Origin of the sequence: Haloterrigena salifodinae (assembly GCF_003977755.1) — an archaeon.
Taxonomy (GTDB): Archaea; Halobacteriota; Halobacteria; order Halobacteriales; family Natrialbaceae; genus Haloterrigena; species Haloterrigena salifodinae.
On record NZ_RQWN01000001.1, the window covers coordinates 1,415,133 to 1,438,561 of the forward strand.

Here is a 23,429-nt window from a genome sequence, read left to right on the forward strand (position 1 = left end):
GATCGACGACCGATCGCTGTCAGCCGGTCGGCGAACAGTCAGCCGAGCGAAACGACGATGCCGTACGCGGTCACGATACCCGAGCGATGCGCCTCGAGCGGCTCCGTTTGGCTGTCGGCCGAGTCGGTCCGCCACTCCGTCGTATCGGGTAATTCGTCCGATGGCTGTTAGGAGCAATACGGTCTACGCTGGTCGTTCTCGCGTATCCCCATCCGATCTTCGGCGTTCTGTTCGGTCTGGCGTTGTTCTTCCTCGCTTTCGCTCGCCTCCACCCGATCCTCTCGTGGGACGGGCTCTCGGAGCAGGTGATCGGTGTGATCGCCGGCACCGACACTTCGAACCGGCGGGACGCGGCCGAACTGGCATTGAGGCTCGAGTCGGTCCCCGCCAAGGGCGGGACGCTCGATACGACCCTCCTGCTAAACGTGCAGTCGGCGTTGCTGGCAGACGAATCCGGATCGAGAACTGACGCCGAAACCGAAGCCCAAAGCAGCAGTTGGTAATACGGGTTCTTTATTCAGTGATGGGAGCGAAAATCGCGTTCAGTACAGGCGAAGGCGTTACGGGAGCAGCTCCACATCTCTCGGATAGGCGTCAGAAACGACCTGCTGAATATAGAGCATGAGTTCAGCACAACGCCTTCGTTTGTTTCACGATGAATCCAATGACTTGGCTGTTCAGTAGACTTGCGAACTGAGCGAATAGCTATATCCCACACATATATACGCCATCCATACACCAAATTCCACTCCTGCTCAGAATTATGAGGTGAACTGCTACCCGTCTATTGCGAATTATAGCAAGTTAACCGAGAAGAATGATCACCAAAGTATCTTAAAAAGAACATTGAACACTAACATAAAGGAACTTATCGATATTCTTATTAACACGACAACATACCTGACTGTATGAATCGACGGAAATTACTGGTTGCGGGCGGCGCAGCACTAACCACCACCATTGCAGGCTGTTCAGAGGAATCATCTGATCCTGACGACCGCGAAACCGGCGACACCAACACCACCAACAATAACGACAACTCCGGTGACAGCGGAAACGGCAGTGGCAATGGTGACGGAAGTAGTGGCAGCGAAGAACAAGTCAAACTCCTTGAACACGCATGGTACGAAGAATCGTACAGTTCTGGTGTCAAGGGCCAACTCGAAAACGTCTCTGGACAGACGCTGAGCTACGTCGAAGTCACTGTGTACTTCTTGGACTCGGAAGGCGTGCAGATTGCTGAAGGACTGGCAAACACTAGCGATCTTGCTGCTGAACGCGTCTGGGAATTCGACGCCATGTTCTTGGGAGACGACTCATCCCGTGTCAAAAATTACGAGATTGAAACCAGCGTAACGAACTACTAAAAACAGCCTTCAAAGATCGGAAGCCGAACCGAATCCGTCATCAGAAGGCGACTTATTCTTGCGCTGCATCCAGCGGTGCTGGCCAAGACAGATATCTCCTGTACTGAGCGATCACTGCTCTCGTAGATCGGTCACGATCTCGTGCAACACTCGCGCTCTGTATTCAGCAAGGCTCTTCCAACATTTCCGATAGATTATAGAAGTATCAGTCTTAGATTCGTACCTGTAGTTACCAAATTACTCGATTCGCTTTCAGACCCATATCTGAACAAAGAAACCGTGCTGCTATCTACTGAAAACGAACCGTAACGGGTCCCCTGACTCGAGCGATCGGCGTCAGGGCTGCCAGTCGAAGCGGTTCGGATCCCGGGCCGCGAGCGCCGTCCGGACCGCGGCGACGTTCTCGGGGACGTCGTGGACCCGGACGATATCGGCGCCGCGATCGGCCGCGATCGCGCTCGCCGCGACGGTCGACGGGCCGCGCTCGCCGGTCTCGCGGCCGACGTGTTCGAACATCGACTTGTGGGAGTGCCCGATCAGGATCGGACAGCCCAGCGCCCGGAACTCGTCGGTGCGATCGAGGATCTCGAAGGCTTCGCGAGTCGACTTGCCGAAGCCGATCCCCGGATCGACGATGATATCCTCGCGGTCGATGCCGGCCTTCTCCGCGAGCAGAATCCGCTCGGAGAGGCGGTCGATCACGTCCTCGACGACGTCGTCGTACTCGATCTCGCGGCCCGGCACGACCGGCGCGTCGATGCTGTGCATCAACACCAGCATCGCGTCGTGGTCGGCGACGACGAAGCGCATCTCGGGATCCTCGAGCCCCGAGACGTCGTTGATGATGTCGGCGCCGGCCTCGAGGGCGGCCTCGGCGACGGCGGCTTTTCGGGTGTCGATCGAGACGAGGGCGTCGAGATCGGTAATCTCCTCGACGACGGGCACGACGCGGTCGATCTCCTCCTCGATCGGAACCGGGTCGGCGCCGGGCCGGGTCGACTCGCCGCCGACGTCGATCACGTCGGCGCCGGCCTCGATCATCGCCTCGGCGCGGGCGACGGCGTCCTCGAGAGCGTCGTACTCGCCGCCGTCGTGGAAGCTGTCCGGCGTGACGTTCAGGATGCCCATAACGGCGGTTCGGTCGTCCCAGGGGTGCCCCGCGTCGGCGTCGGAACCGGCAGTCGCGGTCTGGCCGCTCGGGACCGCCGCAGTCGACTCCCGTGGACTCAAGGACTCTCCGGTCGGCCCCTGTGGACTCGAGTCCGCCGCCGGTTCGATCTCGAGACTCTCCCGAAGCACCCGGGCGACCTCGAGCAAGCCGTGGGCGGTCGCGTCGGCGTCCGAGCCCGCCTCCGGTCCGGGGTTGGACTCGAGGCGCTCGACGAGGCGTTCGAACTGGGTAACGGTGCCCATCAGGACGGCGTCGACCGACTCCTCGTCGCGTTGCAGCCCCGAGAGGGCACACTCGCCGCCGAGTCGCAGCAGTTCTCGCTCGACGGCCGTGGCCTGTCGGTAGCCCAGCGAGAGCGAGACGACGCGATGGACGGCGTCGCCCTGCAGTTCCGTATCGCTCGCGGCGGGAACGTTCGCCGTCGCGAGCGTTTCCCGGGCGTCCTCGCGGTCGCGAATCCGTTTGGGCACGCCGGCGTTCGTCCAGCGCGAGCGGGCCTCGGCGACGGCAAACAGCGAGCCCGTCACGAGCACGCAGTCGTCGGCGTCGGCCTCCCGAAGGGCGGTCTCGAGGGCGTCCTGGACGGCGGCCGACGTTCGGACGTTGGCGACGCCGACGTCTTCGAACACGCTCGCGAGGAGGTCGCGGTCCTCGGCGCGGTCGAGAGATGGCTCGGTCGCGACGACCGAGTCGGGCGTCGGCAGCGTCGCGGCCATCTCGCGGTGGTCCTTGTCGTGCATCGCTCCGAAGACGAGGTGGAGGTCGTCGTAGTCGTAGGTGCCGAGCGTCGCCGCGAGCGTCTCGCAGGCGCCGGGGTTGTGCGCGCCGTCTAAGACGACCAGCGGCTCGGTGTCCATCACCTCGAACCGGCCGGGCCAGTGGGCGCTTCGCAGCCCGCGCGCGAGGTCGTCGTCCGAAACGTCGGCGACCTGCCGGGCCAGGACGGCGGCGATCCCCGCGTTTTCGGCCTGGTGGGACCCCAGCAGCGAGAGCCGCGTCTCGAGGTTCCAGTCGCCGCGCTCGACGGTGACGGCGGCTTCGGTGTGGTTCACGCGGCCGCCGTACTCGACGCGGACGTCGGGCTCGTCGTCGCGGTCGGCATCCGCGGCCCCGACGGTGATCACGTTGCCCGCGACCTCGCGGACCCCCTCGAGGGCGTCGCCGGTGGTACCGGTCACCAGCGGGGCGTCGGCGGGCGCGACGTGGGCCTTGTCGCGGGCGATCTCGCCGATCGTGTCGCCGAGGATGCCCGTGTGCTCTAACGTGACGCTCGTGACCGCGCTCGCGACGGGGTCGACGACGCTCGTGGCGTCGTACTTGCCGCCGATGCCGACCTCGAGGACGGCGACGTCGACGTCCTCGCGGCCGAACTGCCAGACGGCCATGGCGGTCATCGTCTCGAAGAACGTCGGCGACTCGCCGTCGGCGCCCCGGTCGGTGATGTACTCGCGGGTCGCCTCGACGAACTCGCCGACCGCCGAGCGGGGGATCTTCCGGCCGTCGACGCGGATCCGCTCGCGCAGGTCCTCGAGGTGGGGTGAGGTGTAGAGGCCGACCGAGAGCCCGGCCTCCCGGAGGCTTCGCTCGACCATCCGCGCCGTGCTTCCCTTGCCGTTGGAGCCGGCGATCTGCACGAACTCGACCCCGTCGTGGGGGTCGCCGAGGTGGGCGAGCAGCCGCGCCGTCGACTCCGTCCCCGGTTTGGGGCGAAAGCGCCGCAGATCGAATAAGAAATCCGCCGCCTCGTAATACTCCATACCCGAACCACAGAGTCCGCGCGCTTAGGAATGTCGGACTCCGCTCTCGTCGCGGTCGCGTCTCGGTCGGATTGCGGTCGGGTCTCGAGAGCGATCGATAGTCGGTCCGTTCGGGCGAGCGCATCCCGTGATTTGCGGATACCGAAGATTTCGCTCAGTGCGTGCTGTCTCCGCGAGGCGGAGACGCCGATCGCGGACCGGACAGCGACTCACGCGTCCGCCGCCGTCAGCGACAGGTCGAGTCCGACGTGATCGGCCAGGTAGTTCGGCACCTCGCCGTTATCGTCCGCGTAAAACTGGTCCGGCGGCGCGAGTTCCCGCCAGAACACGCGGCGCTCGAGCGCGTCGACGCGCAGATCCAGCTCGTGGTCGGCCGTCGGCTCCTCGAGGAAGACGTAGTCGATTCGCTCGCCCGCGTCGTCGGCGGGACAGTACGCCGGCGGCGCGCCGCTCGGATCGAAGGCGCAGCCGTCGACGATCGCGGCGTCGTTCGTGCCGCCCGGTCCGCGCCCGTGGTCGAGCCACGCGTCGTACAGCCCAGCGGTCGACGCGAACGACTCGAGGGCGTCGGCCGCCGCGCCGTCCGGCGCGACGTTGAAATCGCCCGCGACAAGGGTCACGTTCTCCGGGCTGGTCCGCTCGGCGACGAACGCGCCCAGTTCCTCGAGTTGCTGGCTTCGGAGCGCCGGGATGTCCTCGTCGCCGCCGTCGGTCCACGGCAGGAGCGAACCGGACACCAGATGCGTCGTAAACAGATCGACCTTCCCGGGGCCGAGGTCGAGTTCGACGTAGTTTGCCCCCTTCCCGACGTGGGCGTCGACGTAGGTCAGATGGTCGCTCGGTTCGGCGTCGTACTCGAGCGTCGCGTGGTCGGTCACGGTGACGCCCGCGACCAGATCCAGCAGTCCCGCACCCTTCTCGCCGCCGTCCGGTCCGGGGCCCTGGATCGCCGTCCCGGTTCCGGCACCATCGACGTACTCGGCTTCGATCGTCTCCTGCTCGTCGTTGAACACTTCGCAGAGGCCGACGACGTCGTAACCCTCCTCGCCGAGTCGCCTGCCGAGCTCGCTCGCCCGCTCCTGGTACTGCGGTTTCGCCGCGACGGGAAAGGGAAGGCCCGCAACGCCCTCCAAGCCGTCGGCGAGCCACGCGTTCACCCAGAGGAACCGATAGGACTCGGACGCCGCCCGAACGGGTTTCGAAGCGCCCGCCGCGCCGAGCAGTGCGCCGCCGAGGCCGGTCGCGCCGGCTTTTAGTGCCGTTCGCCGTCGAAACGTCGGAAGGTCCGCGCTGTCAGTCATGCGTCAACGACTGATCATCCGACGATCGGTTTTATATTTAATATTTTATCTATATCTATTAAAATTTGTGTACGTATTAGTACGTTACTGGAATAGCTGACCGCTGGTCGACGATCGATCGAACGTCCCGTTCCAATCGCGACGGGCTAACACGTTCGGGAGAAAGCGACCTGTTCAGCCTGTTTACGCTCCCGTACGCGTAATTTCGGGAGCCGCCGGAGGACGATCACCGATGCCAGCAACGGACTTCGACACCGAACGGACGTACGACGAGGAGCGATTCAGCACCGCGCCGGTCTTCCGGAGCGATCGGATGAAGGTCGTCCTCGGCTACTTCGAGCCGGGACAGTTCATTCCAGTCCACGCGCCGGGTAGCGACGTGGCGATCTGCGTCCGGTCCGGAGACGGAGTCGTCCGCGAGGGCGACGCCGAGCACGACGTCGAACCGGGCGACGTCGTCGTCGTTCCGGCCGACGTCGATCGCGGCGTGCGCGCCTCCGATAGGGCCGACCCGAGGCGCTGTTAGTTACGGCGCCGCCGCCGACGGACGAGGAACACGCGCCCGTTCGCGAGGGACTTCAGCGGGGCGTATTCGACCCCTAACTCCGACGGTCACGTCGTCATCGCAGCGTCATCGCCGCCGTTACCGCAGCAGTCACCGCTTGGACCACCGAAACGTCGCGTCGACCGCTCCCGGTTCATCCCAGTTGGCGGACCGCCGAGCCACCGGCGTCGAAGTACCGATGTCGATTGAAGAGGTAGACGACGGCCGTGATCCAGAGGACGCCGATGAACGCGTAGATGGCGTAGCCGTCCGGATGACCCGATCCGCGGAGCGCCGCTACCGCGTAGACGAGTGCGTACGTCCCGATCGGGGCGCCGACGTACGCCAGCGCGTTCGGCGCCCAGTCTGTTTTCGAACTCCGGGGAGCGGTCGCATCGGCGAAAAGCGCACCGAGGGCGACTACCGAGAGGGGAACCAAAACCAGCAGCCCGAGCACCGAGAGGACGAATCCGGCACCGCTGGCAGGAATCTCGAGGAATACGGAGCCCAGCACGGGTGGTGTAGCGAGAACGTACGCAGCGAGGATCGTCCGCCACCTCGGATTGGGGACGGTCAACCCGCCATCGTCCGACGCGTCCGGGGCTCGGTGTGCGCGCCGGAGTCTCGTCGTCACCCAGTCGGCAAACTGCGCGGTGAACATCGAGAACAGAACGATCAATCCGACGCCGAGAGCGAGGACAAACGGCGTCCCGATCACGGCGACGACAGCCCATTGCGACGGTTCGGAGACGATCGTCGCGACCGTATTAGCGCCGAAGACCAGCACCGCCGCGATCGAGGCGACGAGACCGGTCCAGATACCTGCGCGACGACTCTCCGTTTCTCGATCGCTGTAGTAGTAGCCGACGAACAATCCGGCTAGCAAGAGCGGCGCACCCGAAACGGAGCCGCCGGCGACGATATCGTCCGCAATCGGATCCCAGGAGAGGGCGACGGTGAACGGGACCGTCGCGAGGCCGACGAGAATCGCGACCCGCAGCGAGTTGTCGGACACACCATCGCGGAGAGCGTGGAGGGCGCGGATCGGGTGCATGGTGTTGTTGGAATTATACCACTTACAAACCCATTAATGCATTGACGGATGGAGCCGGAACGTCCGTACGGACTACTCGATCGACGGCTCCGCCGACCGCTCCTCGGCCTCGGGCGTCTCCTGGGTCACCTCGAGGAACGCCTCCTCGAGACTCCGGGCCTCGCCGGTCTCCGCGCGGGATTTCAGCTCTTCGGGGTCGCCCTGTGCGACCAGTTTGCCCTTGTGGAGGACGCCGATCTCGTCGGCCAGTTCGTCGACGACGGGGAGGATGTGCGTCGAGAGGAAGATCGTCATCTCCTGGTCGGCCAGATCGGCGATCGTCTCTCGCATCGTCCGGGCCGCGCGGGGATCGAGTCCGCTGGTCGGTTCGTCGAGGAAGGCGACGGCCGGTTGGTGCAACACGGCCTGAATGACGCCGACCTTCTGGCGCATCCCCTTCGAGTAGCCCTCGATCCGCCGACCGGCGTCCTCGCGCAGGTCGAACCGCTCAAGCATCGACTCGATCCGTTCGGACGACTCGGCTTCCGGCAGATCGCGGAGCCCGGCGGCGTACTCGAGTTGCTCGCGCCCGGTGAGTTCGTCGTAGATCGGCGGCTCCTCGGGGAGGTAGCCGATGTGCGGCGTAACGGCGTTGCGATCGGTGATCGGCTGGCCGGCGACGCGGGCCGTCCCCGACGTCGGTCTGGTGAGCGTCGTCAGCATCCGCATCGTCGTGGTCTTCCCGGCCCCGTTCGGGCCGAGAAAGCCGTAGACCGTCCCGCGGTCGACGTCCATCGTCAGGTCGGAGACGGCGGTCGTCTCCCCGTATCGTTTGGTTAACCCGTCGGTCTCGATCGCGGGGACGTCAGCGGGGTTCATGATCGATTCTTCGTCCGAATAAAGTTAAAGGTGTGTCATTTATCGCGGCCGCGATTGGCGCGCCGTTACTGCACCTGTCCCGGCGTCGTCCACTCGCCCTCGACGTAGTTCTCGACAGAGAGCCGTTCGGCGGCGTCGAGTGAAAGGGTCGCGGCGTCGAGTGTCGTCACGCTCGCCTGAGACGTCTCGTTCGTCTCGTTTCCGCTCTCGGTGCCGGATTCGTCGTTGCCAGATCCGGTGCCCTCGACTCGCCGTTCGAGGATCGTCCCGTCGTCGCCGACTGCGATGTCGTACGACGACCCCATCGCGACGCCGTCGAGTTTCGATTCGACGCTCATTTCGTGCCGGCGCCACTGGCCGGCGGACCGGCGCTCGTAGACCGTCCCGCCGTCGCCGGCGGCGAGTCCGCCGGTCCCGTCGCGATCGACGGCCCGGATCGCCCGTCGCTTGTCGTCGACGACGTGGGGCGTCCAGCGGAAGCCGTCGTAGCGATAGACGATGCCGGAGCCGGCGGCGACGTTCACGTCCTGCTGGCCCTGACTTGCCAGATCGAAGAACGCGCCACCCGCGAAGTCGATGCCGATCCGCTCCCACGTCTCGCCGCCGTCGGCAGTCTCCCCGATGAACTGGCTCGTGGTACAGACGTGGCCCGCCTCCCGGGCGTGGAAGTCGATCCCCGGAATCGTCGAGCCGCCGCCGGGTTTGATCACCTCCTCGTACTGCATCGCACCGCTGTCCTGGCGGACGCCGACGAGCAGTTCGCCGGAGCCGTTGACGAAGTACACCCGCTCGTTCTCGCCGGCGGTCCCCCGCACGGCGCAGTCCTCCCAGGTGCTGGTCTTCCCCTTCGGCGCGGAGTAGTTGGTCAGCGTCCGCGTCTCGACGTTGTACTCGCCGATGACGCCGCTGCCGCCGACGAACCAGACCGCTCGGCCGTCGTCAGTGGCATCGATTCCGGTCAAACGACGGCTCCGGGCCTGCGGGCCGTACGCCACGACCGTCTGCCAGCCGTCCTCGCGGCGGGCGACGACGTTTCCGTCGGCCCCGGCCGCGAACGGCCCCGCCGCGGTATCGACGGCGTCGTTCAACGCTTTTCCGGTCGGCGATTCGACCCGTTCCCACTCGCTGTCGTCCGATTGCGCGGCGGCCGTCGAACCGAACGGAAGGACACCGACGGTCGCCGATGCGGTCGCGAGCCGAAGCACGTCGCGTCTGGTCTGGTCGGTCATGGGTCGCGACCCGGAGTAACGCTCGAGGGCCTATAAGGACCCGAGACGTTCCAACTCGGTAAACTAAACGAGGGTAACAACGCGCTCGATCGACTCCGTTCGAATGACAATATCCGAACTATTTACTGGGTACGGCGCGCGTTTCCGATCATGATCCCCGAATCGACGGTACGTCGAGACGAGAACGGAGGCGATCACTGATGACGGGAATCCCCGCTCTCGTCGCCAAAACGGAGTTTCGGCGGACGGTGCGAACGGTCGCGTCCGATACGACGAAACTCCTCGTAACGGGGTTTCTGGCACTTCTCGTAGGCGGCTCAGTCCTCTTTGCAAGCGGTTACATCTTCCCGGGACTGGGCGTGGAATTCGCCGACGGGGTGTCCTCGGACCAAGCCGCATTCACAACTGATTTCGTCACTGGCGGCGTCGGCGTCGGCTGGTTCTTCCTGATTTTCTTCGCAACGTTACGCACATTTTCGTCGGCGGCAGATCCCGACGAACCAGCTTTTCTACTGACCTCGAGTTCGTTACGGAACGTCGTCATTGGCGTCATTGGCGCTGAAATTCTGCTATTCGGTGTCTGGATCGTGCCGGCGACGATACTGATCTCGGCCGCGTTCGCCTACGGCGCGGGAGCGATCTGGCCGGTTCTGTTTGGCCCGCTGTTTGTCTGTCTCGCGTTCGTCACTGCCTTCCCGATCGGCTTCGTGATCGGAACCTGGGTCCGCCATCTGGTCACCGTCTACGAACCGATCGCTCGCTTCCGCATCCTGGTGTTCGCCGCGTTCTGGATCGCGTACCTCTGGGTGTTCGCGACGGGCCGCATCGATGGGCTCACGAGCTGGTTGTTCTCGCTCCTCCAGGACACGCCGCTGGGCTGGTCCGGCCACATCCTGCTCGCGGCCGTTCCGAACGTCGACGCCTCAAGTACGGCGATCGTGGGCGCGCTCGTCGGTGCCATTATCGTCAGCGCCGCCGCGTTCGCTACTGCGATCGTTACCGCACGCGTCCACTGGTTCGCCGATCCAGCCCGGTTCGAGGAGGAAGAGGCGACCGCGACGGAGTCGTCGAACCGGCTCGCGGCCCTGCTCGGTCGCGGCCTCTCGCGGCCGGTCCGAACGGTGGCCGTCACCGCGATCCGACGGACGAAGCGAGCGCCAATCCGGCTGGCGTACGTCGCCTACCCGCTGTTCGGCTCGATCGTGTTCTTCCAAGAGATCGTCCAGACCGGACGCGTGCCCGCGTACATCGCCGTGATCCTCTCGGTGTACCTCGTCTGGGCCGCCGGCGCGCTGTTCACGCTCAACCCGCTGGGCGATCTGGGCCGCGGGCTGCCCGCCGTCGTGGCGTCGCCGCTGTCTGGCCGACAGGCGATCACCGGACTGGTCGTCGCCGGCGCGCTCGTCGCCGGCCCGATCGGCCTCGTCGGTTCGCTCGCCCTCGGCCTCGCCAGCCCGCTCCCGCTCGAGCGGACGGCCGCGCTGGCCGCGGGCACCGCCGTCGGCGCCGTCGTGACGCCCGCGCTCGCGACGGGTATCGGGACGGTGGCGCCCCGCTTCGGCAGCGTCAAGGTCACGAACAACCGCGAGGCGGTGATGCCGAGCAAGACCGCGTTCGTCGTCTACTCCCTGGCGATCGTCCTCCCGGCGGTCGCCGCGATCGTGCTCTACGCCGACGCCCCCGAACTGATCGCCGAGACCGTGGTCGCTGTCTCGTCGTGGGTCCCCGGACCGACGGTGTCGGTCTCCGCACGCGGGATTACAATCGCCGCGTGGGCCGTCCTCGTGACCGGCCTGATCGCGCCCGTCGTCTCGTATCTGTACGCCGTCGAACGGTTCGATTGGTACACGCTCGACTGAATCCACGCCCCCCTTCGAGCGCGGTTGAATCGTCGTCGTCGCCGGCAACCGTCGACGTCCCGGTGTCGGCAGCCCAATACTTATTTTGCGAGCCGAGAAACCGCTCGCGCAATGCCACGGCTGTGGCGGCTGACACGGAATCGGTACGGTCGCGCCGTCTACGACGCGCTCGCACGTCGCGGAATCACGGCGACGGAGATGATCGAGTACGTCGCCGAACTCGAGGACGCGCCGGCCGCCGACGGCGGGGCTCAACGCAGCGCGTACGCGGTCGAGACCTGCGACCCCTCGACGGTCGCGGCGCTCGACGCGCCGATCGAGGAACTCCAGTCCGACGAACTCGTCGTCGCCGCGCTCGAGGACGGCCGTCCCCGCGGCTACCTGTTTTGCTCCGTCGACGCGACCCACGAAATCCATCCCCTCGAGCGGGAACTGCGCTTTGAGGGGGCGTATATCAGGCGCGTCTTCGTCGATCCCGACCACCGCAATCGCGGCATCGCAACGGCGCTGGTCGGCGAGACCTGCCGACTCGCTCGGGAACGGGGTGCGGAGCGCGCGACGGCGCTGGTCGCGCTCGACAACAGCCCCTCGCGAGCTCTGTTCGAGCGCCGCGGCTTCGACCCGCGGCGCCGCCGCCGCTACGTCAGAGTCGGGTCGTTCTCCCACCGGTCGGTACGGCCGCCCTGACCGGAACGCGCCTCGAGAACGCTGAATTCGCCGCCTCGCGCCGATCATCTGGAACTCCGTACCGGTACGTAGCGACCAAGAACTATATAGATCCGTACTAAGTAAATAGTTCTCGGAGCAGCTTTATTCCGGTTCGGGTGGAGGTGTCACGCGAGCGGATGACCAACGAACTGCGAGAGGCGATACGGGGCGTCAGGAACCGACTGGATCTCGCCGATCGGCGCGTCGGGACGACGGCGGACCGAACGAACGTGCTCGAACAGTTGACGGGCGCCGACTACATCAGCCTCGGGGCGCTGTTCGTCGGCTGGGCCAGCGCGCTGCTGTTCGTCGGCGGCGAACCCAACTGGGCGCTGCTGGCCATGTTCGGCGCGTTCCTGCTGGACAAGGCCGACGGCTGGTACGCCCGCCGCACGGGGACGTCGTCACCCTTCGGCCGGCAGGTGGACTCCTTCATCGACATCTTCGCCTACCTGGTGCCGGCGGTGCTGCTCTATCACTTCGTCCTCGCGCCGCACGTGCTCGCCAGCCTCGTCGTCGGCTTCCTCGTGCTCGCCTTCGGCGGCTTGCGACTGGTTCGGCACAACGAGGAAGGGTTCGGCTCCGACGGCGGCGCCAGTTACTACCACGGAACCACCGTCGTCCACACGAACCTCCTCGTCGTCGCGAACTACTTCGTCGCCGCCCTCGTCGGCCCGTGGAACGGCTGGGTTGCGGGGCTGCTCGTCGCCGCCGCCTGCCCGCTGATGGTCTCGGACTACAAGGCCTACAAGACCGACGGCACCCACGTGCTGGCCGGCCTCGCCGCGGTCGCGGCCGTCGGCCTGGCGCTGGGCCTCGAGTTCGGCTACCTATGACGAGTCGGGCCGAGTACGCCGGGGTCGATCCGGGGCCGCAAACGCTCCGAATCGATCCCCATGTTCACACCGCGGCGTCCTACGACGGGACGACGACGCCGGCGGAACTGGTCGACGCCGCCCGCCGCGCCGGCCTCGACGGGATCGCCGTCACCGATCACGACACGATCGACGGCGCCCGCGAAGTCGCGCGGCTGGCACCCGACGACCTCCTCGTCATCGTCGGCTGCGAGGTCTCGACCGCCGACGGTCACCTGCTCGCGCTCGGCGTCGACGCCGCGCCGGAACCCGGCCGTCCACTCCCCCGAACGGCCCGAGCGGTGCGGGAGGCCGGCGGAATCGCGGTCGTCGCCCACCCGTTCCAGCGCTCGCGCCACGGCGCCCGCGAGGCCGCGATCGAGGGTGTCGACGGCGTCGAGGTCTACAACGCCCACGCCGTCACGAACGTCCGCAACCGGCAGGCAGACCGGTTCGCGACCCGCCGCGACTTCCCTCGGTTCGGCGCCAGCGACGCCCACCGGCCCGAGAACGTCGGCCGCGCCGCCACCGACGTTCGACTCCCCGCTGACGCCGTCCCTTCCACCACCGATACACCCTCGACGGAGACGGTCCTCGAGGCGATGCGCGCCGGCCGAACCGATCCTGTCGGCGACCGAACGACGACCTGGCAGTACCTGACCAAGGTCGTCGGCAACGCCCGGCGGAAGACGACCTCGCTCTCGCTGTTCTGACTCCATCTCGCCGGAGGAACGCGGCCGGCGATACGGCCGCGACGTTCTTCTCGTCGCGCTATCGTCGTGATTTGAGGGCCCTCGCTCGAGTACGGTTTGATCGACCGTCGCCTCTCGAGTCTCCCCTGACTAACACGACCGCGAAAAGGCGCTTCTTTATCAGGATTGAGAACTACGTACCGAACAGTATCGCTATGATGGCGCTCACCCACGGGTTCATGGCCCTCGCGACCGCCGTGCTCCTCCTGCCGGCCGTCGGCGAGTACGGCGGCCCGGCGCTGCTTGCGGCCGCGTTCCTCGGCGGTCTGGCGCCCGACGCTGATCTGGTGGCGCGCCACCGGAAGACGCTGCACTTTCCGGTCTGGTTCTCGGTCGCGACGCTCGTGCTCTCAGCGCTCGCCGTCCTGACGGGGTCTGGTGCGCTCCTGGTGCTGACGGTCGCCGTCGGGGCCGCCGCCCTCCACTCGCTCTCGGACGTCCTCGGGGGTAGCGCCGAGCGCGAGCCGTGGAATCCCGTGACCGAAAACGGCGTCTACAACCACGTCCTCGGGCGCTGGCACCGGCCTCGTCGGTACGTCCGCTACTCGGGCGCGCCGGAGGACTTCCTCGTCTGCCTCGCCTTCGCGGCCGTCGCCATCAACTCCGGACTGACCGGACCCGCCGTCGACCGCGTCCTGTTCGGCCTGGTCGCGTTCGCGGGCGGCTACTCGCTGTGTCGGAAGCGACTCGCGACGATCAGCGCGGTCGCCGGCGGGCTCGTCCCGACGAGACTGCGCGCGGTCCTCCCCGCGGTGTCCGTCGAGGAGACGGAAACCGACGGGACGACGGTCAACATCCGGTTCGGGCGCTGAGCCGATCGAATCGTCACGGCTCGAGTCGGTCTCCCCGTCCCGGGCCGGAGAGAGCCGATTTCACCAGTTTCGCTTCGCCTCGACGGAAGATCGTACTGGCCGTCACTTTATCGATACCCGCCGCTTCGGCGACCGTCGCAATCGTGCAGTCTCGTAGCACTCTCTTGATCGAAAAATTGCTGCGGATCTAATATAAAGTTCAATCACTGTATGAATAGAAGCAACAAAAGTGTCGAACGCCACACTGCAAACATTGTCATATTGGCCGGGGCATTAGCGACAGCAATACTATATATACTGTCTGACTACGTTACGATCGAACAGACAATACTCGTCGCTTCAACTCCAGTAGTTGTGGCCGGACTCGTTGCAGCGGCTTCGATACTCTATTGGCAATCGGAGTAGCAGTGATACGGACAAGAAGATCCGATCCTCCGCTTACCGCATCGACCGTCCTCTTTTTGTCAGAGTGTCTATAGGTCTATTGACACAGCGTCCGATTATCCCCGTCGATTCTCCCACAGGAGGCGAGTAGTCGATCTAGTTTTTCTTCTCGAGAAATGCTTGGTAGCAACTCTTCTTTACGTCGGTACGTTCACTTTTGGAGTTAGTACTTCAATTACGCTATTTTATAATGGCTTATCGGTGTTGCAGCGTGGATAGAAGCAATAGTAACACCGATGGTTGCACCGCGTTTTAACGAGTTATAGTATACCCCATTCCGCTCGTTACCGTATATGTTGAGCGATCGAATTACTCGCTTTATCGCTTGGCATTGTGGACCAGATAAATTTCCCGCTGAAGATTGGCAGCCGGATGATCTGAACCGTGTGACGGCTCGATTTCGCTTCCCTCGAGCCGGCCTTATTCTGAGCGGCCCCACTCGGCGGTGCGCTTCGGACGGTCGGTGATCGCCTGCACGTCGATCGGCTCGTCCTTCGCCTCGAGCGCCTCGAGCGCAGCGGACGCGCTGGCGGGCGTCGAGAAGTAGGTGATTTCCTCCTCGACGGCGACCTCAAGCAGGTCGCGGTCGCGGGAAACGATGAGGTCGACCTTCCCCTCGCGGACGGCCTGTGCGAGGTCGACCTCCTCGCAGAGGTCGAAGTACTCGGTGAAGCCGTCGACGAGTCGCTCGCCTTCTTCGGTCTCCGGATCCGGGAACTTGTCGGCCGAGAGGTCGATGATCGCGGTGCCCGACTCGGGAATCGGCTTGTTCGTCGCGTCCTGGGCCTTGTCGTAGGCCTTACCGAAGGTGTCGGCGCTGCCCATGACCTCGCCGGTGGACTTCATCTCCGGGCCGAGACGCGGGTCCGAGCCCGGCAGGCGGTCGAACGGCAGGACGACCTCCTTGATCGAGGTCTGCTCGGGGATCTGCTCCTCGATCTCGAGGTCCTCGAGCGTGTTGCCGGCCATGACCTTGGCGGCGATCTTGGCGATCGGGACGCCCGTGGCCTTCGAGATGAATGGGACGGTACGCGAGGAGCGCGGGTTCGCCTCGAGGACGTAAACCTCGCCGTCGCGGACCGCGAGCTGGACGTTGAGCAGCCCGACGGTGTCGAGCGCGGTCGCGATGGCCTCGGTGACCTCGCGGACGCGCTCGAGGGTGTCGTCGTCGAGCGAGCGCGGCGGGATCATACAGGCAGAGTCGCCGGAGTGGACCCCCGCGGCCTCGACGTGTTCCATCACGCCGCCGATGAGCACGTCTTCGCCGTCGGCGACGGCGTCGACGTCCAGTTCAACGGCGTCGGCGAGGAAGTCGTCGACCAGGATCGGCTTGTCCGGAGAGACGCGGACGGCTTCCTCGATGTAGGTCTCGAGTTCCGCGTCGTCGTAGACAACGTCCATCGCGCGGCCGCCCAGCACGTAGGAGGGGCGCACGAGGACCGGGTAGCCGATCTCGTGGGCGAGTTCCATCGCTTCCTCCTTGCTGTGGGCGGCGCCGCCCTCGGGCTGGGCGATGCCCAGTTCGTCCATCAGGGCGTTGAAGCGGTCGCGGTCCTCCGCCAAGTCCATCGCTTCGACGCTCGTACCCATGACCGCGCAGTCGAGTCCGCGGCGCTCGAGTTCGTCCTCGAGCGGTTCGCCGATGTTGACGGAGGTCTGGCCGCCGAACTGGACCATCACGCCGTCGGCGCCGGTCGCCTCGGCGACGTCGGCGACCTCCTCGGCGGTGATCGGTTCGAAGAACAGCCCGTCGGAGGTGTCGTAGTCGGTCGAGACGGTCTCGGGGTTGTTGTTGACGACGTGGGCCTCGATGCCCATGTCGCGAAGCGCCTGGACCGCGTGGACCGAACAGTAGTCGAACTCGACGCCCTGCCCGATGCGGATCGGACCGCCGCCGACGACGATCACGCTCTCGATGTCGCGGTCGACCTCGAGTTCGCCGGCCGCGGCGTCGCCCTTCAGCGGCCCCGACTCGAACTCGTTCTTGCGCGCGGAGTAGTAGTACGGCGTCTCGGCCTCGAACTCGCCGGCACAGGTGTCGACCTGCTTGTAGGTGCGACCCGGCACTTCCTGTTCGACGGCGCCGACGTCGGCGCCCGCCGCGGCGGCGATCGTCGCGTTCGTGTGACCGGCGATCGCGGCCTCGGTGAAGTCGCCCTCCTGGGCGGCGACCGTGGCGTCGGCGATGCGCTTGAAGCGCTCGGTGTACCACTCGTAGATGTCCGTCAGCTCGCAGATCTCGTCGACCGTGTAGCCGCGTTCGAACGCCTCGAACATGGCGTAGGGACGGTCCGGCGACGGACGAGCCAGATACTGCTCCTCGAGTTCCTCGTCGCCGACCTCGTCCCAGTCGACGTCGGGTTCGTACTCGGAAGAGCGAAGCGCCTTGAGCAGCGACTCCTCGAAGCTGCGGCCGATGGCCATCGCCTCGCCGGTCGACTTCATCGCCGTTGTCAGTTCGAAGTCGACGTCGTCGAACTTGTCTTTGGGCCAGCGCGGGACCTTGGTGACGACATAGTCGATCGCGGGTTCGAAGGCGGCGGTCGTCTCGCCGGTGATCTCGTTGGTGATCTCGTGGAGGCGCTTGCCGAGCGCAACCTTCGCGGTCACGCGGGCGATCGGGTAGCCGGTCGCCTTCGAGGCCAGCGCGGAGGAGCGGGAGACGCGTGGGTTGACCTCGACGACGCGGTACTCGCCGCCGGGGGTGCCGTCGTCGCGCCACGCGAACTGGATGTTACAGCCGCCCTGAATGCCGAGTTCGCGGATGACCTCGAGCGCGGCGGTGCGCATCTCCTGGTGACCCTCGTCGGGGACGACCTGCGAGGGAGTGACGACCGTCGACTCCCCGGTGTGGATGCCCATCGGGTCGATGTTCTCCATGTTGCAGATGATGATACAGGAGTCGTCGGCGTCGCGCATGACCTCGTACTCGTACTCGACCCAGCCCGCGATGGACTCGGTGATCAGCACCTCGCTGTTACGCGAGAGGCGCAGACCCTTGCGAACGCGGCGCAGCAGTTCGTCCATCTCGTGGACGACGCCCGAGCCCGAACCGCCGAGCGTGTACGTAGTGCGTGCGATGACCGGCAGTCCGCCGACCTCGTCGACGGCGGCCTGGACGCGCTCTTTCAGGCCCTCCTCGGTCATCTCCGAGACCTCCTCGCCCTCGTCGAGCGAGATGGTCGTCGAGGCGGGAACCGGCTGGCCGATCTTTTCCATGCGCTGGCGGAAGAGGTCGCGGTCCTCCGTGGCGTAGATGGTGTCCAGCGGCGTTCCCATGATCTCGACGTCGTACTCCTCGAGAACGCCTTCCTCGGCCAGTTCGGCCGTGACGTTCAGGCCTGTCTGGCCGCCCAGGCCGGCGATGACGCCGTCGGGCTGCTCCTTGCGGATGATCTCGGAGATGGCCTCGGTCGTGATCGGCTCGATGTAGACACGGTCGGCCATCTCCGGGTCCGTCATGATCGTCGCGGGGTTGGAGTTGACGAGGACGACGCGGGCGCCCTCCTCCTGCAGCGCCCGGCAGGCCTGTGCGCCGGAGTAGTCGAATTCGGCTGCCTGTCCGATCTGGATCGGGCCGCTCCCGATCAGCAGAATCGTGCGTCCGTCCCCTGTCTCGCCCTCGCTTGGCTGGTCCGTACTCATTTCTCTTGTTCGTCTGGAGTTCGCACATCGTAATAAGCCCCACGATACAGTACGAATCTCGAAATGGCTTTTCGAAATTCGAACCCAACCCTCGATACGGGTCGTCGACGGCACGGTCCGTCGTGCCGTTTCGACGGAAATTACCCATATTTTATCTCATCTTCGGCGTGATCCGCCCTGCCGTTTTACGGATCGGCGTCCGTCCGCGTCCTCCGTCTCGAGGTCGACAGTTCGGCGATCGGACGGGCGAGTCCACGCGCGCCGGCCGAATCGCTTATCGTGGCCCCGTTACTGTTCGGACGCAACGAGATGGTCGACGCCGGACGCACACGTTCGATGCCGTCAAAAGCCGTGCTGTACGTCGATCCCGACGAGACGGATCGACGGCGGCTGTCGCGCGACTTCGCGGCCGACGCCGCGATCGAACTCGAGGAGGTGGCGACCGCGGCCGCCCTCCGCGACGCGCTCGCGGACGGGTCGAACGCGTACGCCTGCGTCGTCACCGAATACCGCCTCGACGATCCGGAGACGGACGCGCTCGCGCTGTACGATTCGCTGCGAGCCGACGGACTGGCGACCGCCCCGTTTCTCCTCTACACCGCCGACGGGAGCGAGACGCTCGCCAGCGAGGCGATCACGGCCGGATTCTCGGGCTACGTTCCGAAGGGACGGACGGATTCGGTCGAGCGACTCCGCGAGCAGTTGCAAACCGTGGGCGGACCGGACGCCAACCAAGCGAGCCGCGCTCGGACGGATCAGCGGGCGGTGCCAGGGGGCCCGAACCGAGAGTGCGAACGCGAGCAGGACCTCGAACGGTATCGAACGGTCGTGGAAACGGTCGGGGACTCGATGTACGTGCTCGACGAGTCCGACCGCATCGAGATGGCCAACGAAGCCATGGCCGACGCGTTCGAGACGACGCGCGACGAACTCCTCGGCCGGCCGGTGGACGACTTCGTCGCCGACGAAGACGCCGGCCGCATCCGCTCGACGCTCGAGGCGGTCCGAGCGATCGACGGTCGGACGTGGAAGACCGTCGACCTGACCGTCGAAGTGGTCGACGGAACGACCCGCGACGCCGAAGTCAACGTCGCGCCGCTGGTCGACGACGGAACGCTGACCGGGAGCGTCGGCGTGATCCGCGACGTCTCGGAGCGGACGAAGCGCGAGCGGCGGATCAGACGGCTCCACGACGGGACGCGCCGGCTAATGGCGGCGACCGAGACCGACGAGATCGCCCGCATCGTGACCGAAATCGCCGCCGACGCGCTCGACCTCGATCTCAACTCCGTTCACCTGTACGAGCCGAACGTGCTGACGCGATCGGCGGCTCGCGCCCCTAGCGAGAGCGAGCCGCCCGTCAGCGACGGTTCGCCGGACGCGACCGACGAGGAGCAGGGCGGGCTCGTTCCCGTCGCGATGAGCGACCGCGTGCTCGAACTGTTCGATGGGATCCCGTCGAACATCGAACCCGGCGGCGGGATCGCCTGGGACGCCTACGAGGCCGGCGAGGCGATCGTCCACGGCGACGTCCGGCAGGCGCCGAACGTTCGCAACCCCGAGACGCCGATCCGCAGCGAGGGCCACGTTCCGCTCGGCGATCACGGGGTCTTCATCGTGAGTTCGCTCGAGACCAACGACTTCGATCCGGAGGCGCTGACGCTGGCGCGGATCCTCGCGGCCAACGCCGAAGCCGCCCTCGACCGCGCCGAGCGCGAGGGCGAACTCGCGGAGCACGGCCGCGAACTCGAGCGCCAGAACGAACGGCTCGAGGCCTTCGCCAGTACGGTTTCACACGATCTCCGGAACCCGCTGACGCTCGCGACGGGCCACCTCGAACTCCTCGCGGGCCGGATCGACGGCGACGACGACGAGACCGACCGCTACGTCGAAGAGCTCGAGTGGGCCCTTACCCGAATGGACGAACTCGTCGAGAACGTCCTGACCTTAGCCCGGAGCGGCCGGCGGTTGACCGAGACCGAGCCGGTCGACCTCGCCGCCGTCGTCGAGCGCGCCGACCGGACGGTCGAGGGCGACCTCGAGGTAGTCTGGGACGGGGCGCTGCCGACGGTCGACGGCGACGAGGAGCGGCTCCGGGTCCTCTTCGAGAACGTGTTCCGCAACGCCGTCGAACACGGTTCGACGAGCCCTGACTCGCACGCTCAGGAGGACGACGGAAGACACGGTGTGTCTTCCGAGCCCTCGGTCGCTGATGCTCCCGAGGACGCCGTCAAACACGGTTCAACGAGCCCTCCTTCGCACGCTCAGGAGGACGCCGTCGAACACGACTCCGCGAGCCCCGGCTCCCAGGGGACCCAGGCGGATCTCGACGAAGAGACGACGAACCGCGGCGAACGCGACGGGGAGCCCGTTACCGTCACGGTCGAGCCGACCTTCGAGGGGTTCGCGATCGCCGACGACGGGCCCGGAATCCCGCCTGGCGAACGCGACCGCGTCCTCGAGTGGGGGTACAGTACGGACGCCGAGGGAACCGGCTTCGGGCTGGCGATCGTCGCCGAGGTCGTCGAGGCCCACGGCTGGTCGGTCGCGGTCGAAGAAAGCGACGCGGGTGGGTTGCGGTTGGCCGTCTCCGTCCCGTCGTGACGGATCGGGCGGGCCGCTATCGGACGCGACTCGCCAGAAAACGTGGCCCGGGGCCGTTACAGCGCGCGGTCGTGTTCGCTCTCGAACTCGCGCTGGCGACGGTACTGGTCGACGAACTCCTCGATGTCGAACTCGAGCATCTGGGTCTCGAACTCGGAGATGGCGGTATCGTCGTCGGCGTGGCTGACCGCGTGTTCCATCAGTTCGACCACCAGTTCGACAACAATCTCGTGGAGCCGCCGGGAGTCGAAGTCGGTCACCCACAGCATCGCGTAGCCGACGGCGCCGTCGTCGCTGGCGTCGTAGGTGCGGACCTTCTCGGGGAACTCCTCCATGACGACGCCAAGCAGATGGGGCGTGCCGAACTCCTCGAACTCGTCGGCCGGCTCGATCGTCTCCCGCAGGACGGCGACGAGCGATTCGGGGAAGAACCGCGAGGGCGGGTGAACGTCCGTGACGACGGCGTGGGACGCGCCGCAGGGACAGGAGTACTCGCGCATCCCCAGATCGATCTCGTGGGGGTCGATCGAGTTGCCGCAGGGAAGCTCGAGGTGCCGGTCGCCGCCGGATCCCGGGACGCGGGGCTCTGCCATTGCTCCTCGTTGGGGGGGACGAGCCAAAAGGGCGACGACTCGAGGCGTCGCAACGGCCGCAGTCGCCGACCGAGATCTTTCGTCGGCGCTCACTCTGGCCGGCGCAGGGCGAGGCTGTACATCTCGCCGGTCGACTCCGAGCCGATCACTTCGACGAGGGTATCGGCCCGTTCGAGCAACGCGGCCCCCAGTTCCGAGTCCGCGGGGAGCGCATCTACCCTCGAGCGAACCACCTCGGTGTGGGCCTCGAGGTGGCTCGCGGTCCACGGGACGGGGTCCAACAGCGTTCGGTGCCGATCGACCGTCCACCCGTAGCCGGCGAACAGCCGACCGAGCACTTCCGCCGGGTAGAAGGTTACCATCGGCGTTCCGTCGGCGAACTGTGCGGCCGCGTTCTCGAGGGCGAAGAGGTCACGAACGGCGGCGTCGTCGGGCGGCGGCTCGTAGTCGTCGACGAGGAGATGACAGCCAGGTGCGGCGACGCGGGTCAGCTCGCCGGCGATCGCGTCGAGGTCGGCGGGCGGAACCACGTTGAACAGCCCGTGTGCGGTGATCACCTCGACGGCGTCGTCGGGAAGGGGGATCGCCCGAAGGTCGGCCTCGAGGACGGCGAGTCGCCGTTCGATCCGCTCTCCATCTCGGTTTCGGTTCTGGTCGACGGCGTCGCGGTCCGTCCGGATCCGTTCGAGCACGGTCTCCGCGTGCGTTCGATCGTCGGTCACGGCGTAGACTCTGGCTGCGCCGCTCGCGAGCAGTCCCGCCGTCGCGTTGCCGACGCCGGCGCCGGCTTCCAGACAGACCGCGCCCTCGATCGGGCGGTCCTCGAGGGCGGTCGTGACGGTGCGTGGAACGTCCATGTGGTCTCGCGGGTCGGCTCGCCGTCGCGGGCGGTTCAGGGGTTCAGTGGTGGAGCTGTTCGGGAACCGGGCTGTCGTCGTGGCGCGCCTCCTCGACGAGCGAGCGCTGTTCGCTCTCGGCCATTCCGTCGTACCGGGTGGCGGCGTCGAGCACCATCGCAACGAGCTTCGGATCGCCGGGCGTGACGACGGTCGAAAGTCCTTGCGACGCGGCGAAGTCGAACCGTTCGCGGATCTCGTCGGGCGTATCGACCGGCTCGTACCAGTTGGCGTACGGCCGATCAGTTTCGGGCAACTCCTCGGTCGAGGGCCACGAGCCCTTCGCGAAGGCCTTGATTCCGAGCGTACCGATTCCTTCCTCGTCTGCGCGCCCGAGGACGGCCTCGTAATCGTGATCGTCGTCGTCCTTCGCGGCGACGACCGGATTCAGGGGGAACATCACCGTTGCGAGGTCATCGATCCGATCCATCGCGTCGAGGATGAGTTGGGGGTTCCCGTGGCTCGTGAGGCCGATATCGCCGATCAGACCCTCCTCCTTGGCGTCGCGAAACGCCGCGAGCGCACCGTCGTTGCCCGTGATCTCCTCGAGTTCCTCCTCATACTCGAGGCCGTGGACCTGATAGAGGTCGATGTGATCGACGCCGAGCCGATCGAGCGAGCGCTCGAGTTTGCGGCGCGCGCCGTCGTAGTCCCGCTCCTGGGTCTTGCAGCCGAGGTAGATCTCCTCGCGGTGCTGGCGGAGTTTGGGACCGAGCTTGAGTTCGGCGTCGCCGTAGGTCGGCGCGACGTCGAAGTGGTTGACGCCGCGGTCGAGGACGAGTTCGACCATCTGGTTCGCGCCCTCCTGCTCGAGCCAGTTGAGCGCGATCGCACCGAAGGTCGCAACCGTGCTTTCGTGGCCGGTCGGGCCCAAGTCACGCGTTTCCATACCGGCCCATTGGTGAGACTGCACATAAGTCACGGGCCATCGGCAGCGCGATCCGGCTTGCGTGAGTAGAACGAGTGAACGAAGCGAGACGC

The 23,429-nt window shown here is 66.0% G+C and carries 17 protein-coding genes and 1 pseudogene; 9 read left to right on the forward strand and 9 right to left on the reverse strand.

Annotated elements, in window-relative coordinates; genetic code table 11:
- Positions 1–242: 242 nt before the first annotated feature.
- Positions 243–503: a hypothetical protein gene (locus tag EH209_RS07145; RefSeq protein ID WP_126662196.1), complete on the forward strand. Its 261-nt coding sequence runs from the start codon at positions 243–245 to the stop codon at positions 501–503.
- A gap of 405 nt (positions 504–908) precedes the next feature.
- A complete protein-coding gene (locus tag EH209_RS07150; RefSeq protein ID WP_126662197.1) occupies positions 909–1,367 on the forward strand; it encodes an FxLYD domain-containing protein in 459 nt (152 codons plus the stop codon).
- Positions 1,368–1,703: 336 nt separating this feature from the next.
- On the opposite strand, the gene folP is transcribed toward EH209_RS07150, so the two are convergent.
- Complete coding sequence (folP, locus tag EH209_RS07155) at positions 1,704–4,295, reverse strand: dihydropteroate synthase (protein WP_126662198.1); 2,592 nt, start codon at positions 4,293–4,295, stop codon at positions 1,704–1,706.
- Between the two features lie 209 nt (positions 4,296–4,504).
- A complete protein-coding gene (locus tag EH209_RS07160; protein ID WP_126662199.1) occupies positions 4,505–5,596 on the reverse strand; it encodes an endonuclease/exonuclease/phosphatase family protein in 1,092 nt (363 codons plus the stop codon).
- Between the two features lie 232 nt (positions 5,597–5,828).
- Here EH209_RS07160 and EH209_RS07165 point away from each other — a divergent pair.
- Positions 5,829–6,199, forward strand: a pseudogene (locus EH209_RS07165) (cupin domain-containing protein).
- Positions 6,200–6,294: 95 nt separating this feature from the next.
- On the opposite strand, the gene EH209_RS07170 reads toward EH209_RS07165, so the two are convergent.
- From EH209_RS07170 to EH209_RS07180, 3 genes are all read right to left on the reverse strand, one after another.
- Complete coding sequence (locus tag EH209_RS07170; protein ID WP_126662200.1) at positions 6,295–7,194, reverse strand: DUF5518 domain-containing protein; 900 nt, start codon at positions 7,192–7,194, stop codon at positions 6,295–6,297.
- Between the two features lie 72 nt (positions 7,195–7,266).
- Complete coding sequence (locus tag EH209_RS07175) at positions 7,267–8,052, reverse strand: ABC transporter ATP-binding protein (protein ID WP_126662201.1); 786 nt, start codon at positions 8,050–8,052, stop codon at positions 7,267–7,269.
- A 65-nt stretch (positions 8,053–8,117) separates the two neighbouring features.
- Positions 8,118–9,281, reverse strand: coding sequence for a hypothetical protein (locus EH209_RS07180; protein WP_126662202.1), 1,164 nt, complete (start codon positions 9,279–9,281; stop codon positions 8,118–8,120).
- Positions 9,282–9,481: 200 nt separating this feature from the next.
- Here EH209_RS07180 and EH209_RS07185 point away from each other — a divergent pair, with 200 nt between their 5' ends.
- From EH209_RS07185 to EH209_RS07205, 5 genes are all read left to right on the forward strand, one after another.
- A complete protein-coding gene (locus tag EH209_RS07185) occupies positions 9,482–11,140 on the forward strand; it encodes a hypothetical protein (RefSeq protein ID WP_126662203.1) in 1,659 nt (552 codons plus the stop codon).
- Positions 11,141–11,251: 111 nt separating this feature from the next.
- Positions 11,252–11,827 carry a GNAT family N-acetyltransferase gene (locus tag EH209_RS07190; RefSeq protein WP_126662204.1) on the forward strand — a complete coding sequence of 192 codons (576 nt, stop codon included), beginning with the start codon at positions 11,252–11,254 and terminating at the stop codon, positions 11,825–11,827.
- Positions 11,828–11,985: 158 nt separating this feature from the next.
- A complete protein-coding gene (locus tag EH209_RS07195) occupies positions 11,986–12,684 on the forward strand; it encodes a CDP-alcohol phosphatidyltransferase family protein (protein WP_126662205.1) in 699 nt (232 codons plus the stop codon).
- On the forward strand, positions 12,681–13,415 hold the full coding sequence (locus tag EH209_RS07200) for a CehA/McbA family metallohydrolase (RefSeq protein ID WP_126662206.1): 735 nt from the start codon (positions 12,681–12,683) through the stop codon (positions 13,413–13,415). The genes EH209_RS07195 and EH209_RS07200 overlap by 4 nt, the downstream gene beginning before the upstream one ends.
- A gap of 194 nt (positions 13,416–13,609) precedes the next feature.
- The gene (locus EH209_RS07205; RefSeq protein ID WP_126662207.1) at positions 13,610–14,266 is read left to right on the forward strand and encodes a metal-dependent hydrolase; all 657 of its coding nucleotides are present in this window, start codon (positions 13,610–13,612) and stop codon (positions 14,264–14,266) included.
- 864 nt (positions 14,267–15,130) lie between these two features.
- Here EH209_RS07205 and carB read toward each other — a convergent pair.
- Positions 15,131–18,355 carry a carbamoyl-phosphate synthase large subunit gene (gene carB, locus EH209_RS07215; protein ID WP_126662208.1) on the reverse strand — a complete coding sequence of 1,075 codons (3,225 nt, stop codon included), beginning with the start codon at positions 18,353–18,355 and terminating at the stop codon, positions 15,131–15,133.
- Positions 18,356–18,691: 336 nt separating this feature from the next.
- Here carB and EH209_RS07220 point away from each other — a divergent pair, with 336 nt between their 5' ends.
- Positions 18,692–20,959: a hybrid sensor histidine kinase/response regulator gene (locus EH209_RS07220; protein ID WP_126662209.1), complete on the forward strand. Its 2,268-nt coding sequence runs from the start codon at positions 18,692–18,694 to the stop codon at positions 20,957–20,959.
- A gap of 56 nt (positions 20,960–21,015) precedes the next feature.
- On the opposite strand, the gene EH209_RS07225 is transcribed toward EH209_RS07220, so the two are convergent.
- From EH209_RS07225 to EH209_RS07235, 3 genes are all read right to left on the reverse strand, one after another.
- The gene (locus EH209_RS07225; RefSeq protein ID WP_126662210.1) at positions 21,016–21,552 is read right to left on the reverse strand and encodes a DUF5815 family protein; all 537 of its coding nucleotides are present in this window, start codon (positions 21,550–21,552) and stop codon (positions 21,016–21,018) included.
- A gap of 89 nt (positions 21,553–21,641) precedes the next feature.
- On the reverse strand, positions 21,642–22,409 hold the full coding sequence (locus EH209_RS07230; protein WP_126662211.1) for a class I SAM-dependent methyltransferase: 768 nt from the start codon (positions 22,407–22,409) through the stop codon (positions 21,642–21,644).
- A gap of 43 nt (positions 22,410–22,452) precedes the next feature.
- On the reverse strand, positions 22,453–23,337 hold the full coding sequence (locus EH209_RS07235; protein WP_126662212.1) for an aldo/keto reductase: 885 nt from the start codon (positions 23,335–23,337) through the stop codon (positions 22,453–22,455).
- Positions 23,338–23,429 lie beyond the last annotated feature (92 nt).